Below are 3,699 nucleotides of genomic sequence, written 5' to 3'. Positions count from 1 at the left end.
TCCTAAATGAATAAGGGGTGATCGGTTAGGGGAATTTTGCCCTCGTCTAGTCTGATGGTTCAATACCTAACATTGATTGAGGTAAGCCTGACAAGAGTTTGCCTGAGTCGCGGGTGTTGCTACAGACTACAACAAACCCTCCGAGTGCAACTCCTCTAATTGGTAAGCCAGATGCAGCAGCTAGTCCAGAACTGCTCGCTTCAAATCATTGGTCTAGCTGCAAAGCACTGGCTTAAGGCTTTAGCTTTTAAGTTTAAATTAAATTTATCCTTATCCAGAAACAAGATTATGCTCTAGAAAAAGAGCCATTTTCTGTTTAGCATGAATATTTTTCATGTGCTTCTTCACTGTGCTGAGGGTAATGAATAGCTTAGCGGCAATGTCTTTATAGGAATAATTGACTCGACGCAGTAACCAGACTTCTGCTTCACGAGGAGTTAAACCATAGTGGTAAACTTCTGCAAGCACTAGATTTTGAATGGATTGATGTTGGTCTTCAAGAGTAACTAAAATACAAGGCTCTTTAGATAACTCTAATTTGAGCCATCGAACTCGTATCCGAACAGTATTTGACTGACTCGTAGTAAGATGAGAATCTATAATAACTGCCTGAGAATGATAGGACTTAAAACTGTATTTCAAAGCTTGGCAGATACGCCAGATTTGTTTAGGCACCAAATTAGATGGTTTACTGTCTGGTGTGAGTTTATCCAACAGAAAGCGAGCAGATTCATTGGCATGAAGTATCTTTCCTTTTGTACTCAGAATCAAAATGCCATCAATAAATCCTTCCAGTATCCCTTGTAAAAAAACCTGATCTAACTGTTGTGCTTGAGTATTGGCTCTTTCTAAAGAGTTAGTGATAGTATTCATCTTGTAGACCGATTCTAAAAAAAGTTGGATAGTCTGTGGGGAGGCGATTTCGCACTGATCAGTTTGGAGCTAGGTCATGTGCGGTAAAGTGTAGTTAGTTGCTAGTGTTAAGGGTCTTAATACTTATCAGGATTAAGCCTTAACGTTTATGTAGAATGTCGCATTTTTGTAACAAAACTTAACTAGATGGCGCAAGTCAAGCCTATCCCCTGAAGGGGTTTGCACAACATCGGGATAATTTCTGAAGATGGAGATGGAGAAGATGCTAAAGATGGGGAAGATGGGAAAGAATATAGCCAAAGTCGGACTGACTTCTGTTAAGTTTCAATCTCTTAAATTGCTATAGTGTTAAAGGGAGTAGGGAGTAGGGAGTAGGGAGTAGGGAGTAGGGAATATGGCATCAAAAATTATCACAATTCCTACAGAAATCCCTAGAGTTCAAAAATTTACTATTAGTAAAACCCAATGGACACAATTCAATTAGACTTGAATCCAATCATGAAATTAAGTGAAACCAGGAACCGTAAGATAGAACTGCGATAAGTATTGAAGCGGACATGATCTAATGACAGACCAGGTTTTAATCCTAGGAGGCAAAGGACGAATCGGGAACAGTGTAGCGCAAGACTTACTTGCCCATACTCAGGCGAAAATTACGATTACCGGACGTCAGGGTAAACTTGACCTAGCATTGCCACAACAGTTACAGCCCCACGTGCAGTTTATCCCTCTAGACTTAGCTGATCAGGAGGGGTTAAGACATGCGATCGCATCTCACAACCTAGTCATCCATTGTGCTGGTCCGTTTCTGTACCGAGACGCTACTGTCCTAAACACTTGCATCGAACAAGGGGTTAACTATCTCGATGTCAGTGACAACCGTGCTTTTACCCGTAAAGCCTTAGCCTTCCGTGAACAAGCTACTGCTGCTGGTGTCACCGCTATTGTGAATTCTGGCATTTTTCCTGGTATCTCCAATAGCATGGTGCGTCACGATGTAGAACAGTTAGATGTTGCAGAACGGATTCACCTCAGCTATGTAGTTGCGGGTTCTGGTGGTGCTGGAGTGACGGTAATGCGTACTACTTTTCTAGGATTGCAAGAACCCTTTGAAGCTTGGATTAATAATCAGTGGCAAACCGTGAAACCTTATAGCCTACGGGAAACCATCCAATTCCCTACTCCCTATGGTAAAGCTGGTGTCTACTGGTTTGATATGCCAGAAGCCTTGACCTTAGTGGACTCATTTCCCGTTAACACCGTCATCACTAAATTTGGCTCAGTTCCCGATTTTTATAATCATCTTACCTGGATAGCTGCCCACATCTTCCCCTCATCTTGGCTGAAAAATCCCGCTGGAATTGAGTTTTTGTCCCATGTCAGCCACATCATGACCGATGTAAGCGATCGCGTTAGTGGGGTTGGTGTTGCAATTCGCTCAGAGGTTAGTGGTTACAAAGATGGTAAATCAGCCCGTGCTAGCTCAACCTTAGTCCATGAGAATACTGCTGTCGCTGCTGGGGTGGGTACTGGTAGTATTGCTGAACTCTTGCTTACTGGTCAACTCAATAAACCAGGAGTTTGGCCGGTGGAACAAGCCCTATCTACGCCGTTATTTGATCAAATTATACAAAGTCGAGGACTTGAGATTAATACTGTTGAAGCTTGAGTGTTGATACCAAATCCGCTTTGATAATCCTCCTTTAACTGAGATCTTACACCAGTACAAAAAACTTAATAATGGCAGTGATAACAATCAATTTAAGTCCTCAAATAGTCAAATCTTATCACTGTTCCCTGTTCTGAGATCCGCTGTGGCCTACCTTTACAGGTGAATTGTAAACTTGGTTTAAGATCTGAGTTTAACTCAAATCACAAGATTTACGCCGCAAATTTACGTTTTTGATCTGCTAAGACTGAAATCTACTCAATATTAACTAGTCTTAGTGGAGTAAATCCCATGAAAAGTGTCCGTGTGGTAGTAACCGGAACTGTAGGAGCTGGCAAATCTACTTTTGTGAGGACAGCGAGTAATGTTGAAGCTGTGGAAATAGAACGTAAAGCCACCGACGAAATACTTCTGCTAAAGAAAAAAACTACCGTTGCCTTTGACTTTGGGAGCCTTACCTTTGGTAGCAATCTAAATGTTCACATCTACGGTACTCCTGGTCAATCTCGCTTTGACTTCATGTGGGATATTTTGATTCGTGAAGCTCACGCCTATATTGTACTGGTGCCGGTTCATCGACCCAGCAGTTTAAACCACTCTCGTGAGCTTCTGCTGTTTATGAAGGAGCGAGTAAATGTTCCCATGATTATTGGTTTAACCCATATGGATTGTCCAGGGGCAATGACCTCAGAGCAGATTATCAGAACTCTCGGTTATAGCAACCCTCACAATCAACCCGCAAGTGTGATAGTTAATCCCAATCACCGAACCTCAGTAGTTGAGGCTTTGGTGCTTTTGATCGATCTCCTAGATTGCTAGACAAGTCAGTAGCTAGTGCCGTTCAACTCAAATAACTGACCAGCCCCTGTCAGGTCGAAACCCATAGCACAAAGGACGTTTGTCAGGGCGAAGCATTCGCACATAAATTCTTGGTTTGCTCCCACATTGGCTAGCCGAATACTTCGCCCCAAGGATTATCGTTTCTAAGAACTGCCATGTTCTGTAATTTGTGTTTATAAAACTACATAAATCATTAATTAGCGTCACTAAAAAAGTGTTCCGGATTGAACAGACTACTTGCTGAAAAGCTTAGTAAGTAAACGTTATAGAGTTGATCTATAAATGTAGTCTCAACTACTAAACATCCAGAAGTTTAA

4 protein-coding genes are annotated in these 3,699 nt (G+C 41.9%); 3 read left to right on the top strand and 1 reads right to left on the bottom strand.

Annotation, left to right across the window (positions count from 1 at the left end):
* Positions 1–113 precede the first annotated feature (113 nt).
* The gene (locus tag F6J99_RS43200; RefSeq protein WP_293123136.1) at positions 114–236 is read left to right on the top strand and encodes a hypothetical protein; all 123 of its coding nucleotides are present in this window, start codon (positions 114–116) and stop codon (positions 234–236) included.
* Between the two features lie 34 nt (positions 237–270).
* Here F6J99_RS43200 and F6J99_RS43195 read toward each other — a convergent pair whose 3' ends face one another.
* Entirely contained in the window at positions 271–873 is a 603-nt protein-coding gene (locus F6J99_RS43195; protein ID WP_293123134.1) for a LuxR family transcriptional regulator, read from the bottom strand.
* 565 nt (positions 874–1,438) lie between these two features.
* On the opposite strand from F6J99_RS43195, the gene F6J99_RS43190 reads away from it, so the two are divergent.
* Positions 1,439–2,542 (top strand): saccharopine dehydrogenase NADP-binding domain-containing protein, encoded by a 1,104-nt coding sequence (locus F6J99_RS43190; protein ID WP_293123132.1) that lies wholly within the window; start codon positions 1,439–1,441, stop codon positions 2,540–2,542.
* A gap of 252 nt (positions 2,543–2,794) precedes the next feature.
* Positions 2,795–3,361: an ATP/GTP-binding protein gene (locus F6J99_RS43185; RefSeq protein WP_365975397.1), complete on the top strand. Its 567-nt coding sequence runs from the start codon at positions 2,795–2,797 to the stop codon at positions 3,359–3,361.
* The last annotated feature ends 338 nt before the right edge of the window (positions 3,362–3,699 follow it).

Source organism: Moorena sp. SIO4G3 (assembly GCF_010692305.1).
GTDB lineage: Bacteria > Cyanobacteriota > Cyanobacteriia > Cyanobacteriales > Coleofasciculaceae > Moorena > Moorena producens_A.
Note: the sequence above shows the minus strand (reverse complement) of the source record. Positions and strands in the feature narration are given on the sequence as shown.

Excerpts from the sequence above, each read along its gene's own strand:
- F6J99_RS43195 (WP_293123134.1), bottom strand. The coding sequence starts at position 873 with ATGAATACTATCACTAACTCTTTAGAAAGAGCCAATACTCAAGCACAA.
- F6J99_RS43190 (WP_293123132.1), top strand. The coding sequence starts at position 1,439 with ATGACAGACCAGGTTTTAATCCTAGGAGGCAAAGGACGAATCGGGAAC.